The sequence below is a fragment of the Aeromonas sp. HMWF015 genome (genome assembly GCF_963878965.1).
Lineage (GTDB): Bacteria > Pseudomonadota > Gammaproteobacteria > Enterobacterales > Aeromonadaceae > Aeromonas > Aeromonas veronii.
On sequence record NZ_CAWNZT010000158.1, the window covers coordinates 558 to 1876 of the forward strand.

Annotated in this window: 2 protein-coding genes; both read left to right on the forward strand. The window is 41.4% G+C overall.

Annotated features, from left to right (window positions below; all coding sequences use genetic code 11):
- Positions 1-802, forward strand: an 802-nt coding sequence (locus tag AACS18_RS07900; protein ID WP_219928014.1) for a hypothetical protein, incomplete at its 5' end; no start/stop codon positions are given.
- Positions 803-1043: 241 nt separating this feature from the next.
- Positions 1044-1124 carry an SEC-C metal-binding domain-containing protein gene (locus AACS18_RS23255; protein ID WP_374956638.1) on the forward strand — a complete coding sequence of 27 codons (81 nt, stop codon included), beginning with the start codon at positions 1044-1046 and terminating at the stop codon, positions 1122-1124.
- Positions 1125-1319: the final 195 nt, after the last annotated feature.

Consider the following 1319-nt stretch of genomic DNA (forward strand, 5'->3'; position numbering starts at 1 on the left):
CAACATTAACCGTTTTGGCCATTTTGATAATTTGAAGTCAACAGTTGATAAAAGCAAGGCAAAGCTTTTCTTTGAGCGTATTGAAGGGACAACAATTTCTACATTCAAGCTCAATATGCATATTGATAAGTACCTTAAAGAGTTTATCCTCAATCAGAATGAAAGTTTTATAATCGATGAAGAGGTTGTTTTTTCTGCAGATAACCAGCATCTGAAACCAGAACCTTTAACATTTGGTGATATTAAATTATATCGTGCCAATCAAGTATTAGCGTTACCTAACGTGGTTGAATTAGGTGCTATTACTTTTAAAACTAATGCGCCATATGAGGTTAATCCAGATTCTTTGCAGACAATGGCCTGTTACAATGAATTAAAAGAGCTTGGCGTGGTTTCTTCCCGCGTGTTAGATACTACACTTTCAGCACTTTTAGAGCTTGAGCAAGTAACCAAAAAACTTGACATCCCTCTATATAAAGAAGGAGAGAGTGGTATTGTCTGGGCGCTGAAAGAGGCACGAGAGGGCAGCGTCGTTGCTGAATTCATCGCAGTTGCCATTCAATTTTCAGGTGATGAAAGCTATAAACCATTTATTGAAAATATCATTTACGATGGTGCCAAACATGTTCTGTTTGCCAGCTTTGTTTTGTTGCCAAAAATGGTATTCAGCAATCTGAAAGCCAAATATGAAAAACAGAAAGAGCGTAATGCTGAAAAGGCAGCAATTGAAAGTTCGCCAAACGTAATTGATTTCAAAATGAATGATAAGCTAGTGGAGAAATGGAAAGGCGCTCAGCACTAAATATCTGTTCCTAATAATGCTATATGAACAGGACCTTAAGAAAAGACATCAATTAAAATGTCATCCAAGGTCCTGTTTTGTAGATATTTTCTCTGCTGTGCCCGCCACGCATTTTTGACAGAAAATCGGCAGTCTATTCCAGCCGAGCCCTTATTTCACTGAGGGCTCGGTTTGCTGCTCGTATCCTGCATGCCACTTTCTGGCGCAACGCAGTGAACGCCCGGCACACTCTCAACCGGTGGTGGCATCCACTAAAATTGTCCGCAACGAGCTGTGTCCCTGTGACAGCGGCGAGAAGTACAAGCAGTGCTGTTTGTACTGACCAACAACATAGATAGCAAGAGAGGGCCATTGGCCCTCTCTTGCTTTGGGTAACTTGAGGAAGTCGTGGCAATGACCTATCCAAGGGAGTGCTATCAAGGGTTAGGACAGCCAACACCCAATGGCATACTCACTGGCATACCAAAAATCGCAGATACAAAAAAGCCCAACCGAATCAATCAGTTGGGCTATATAG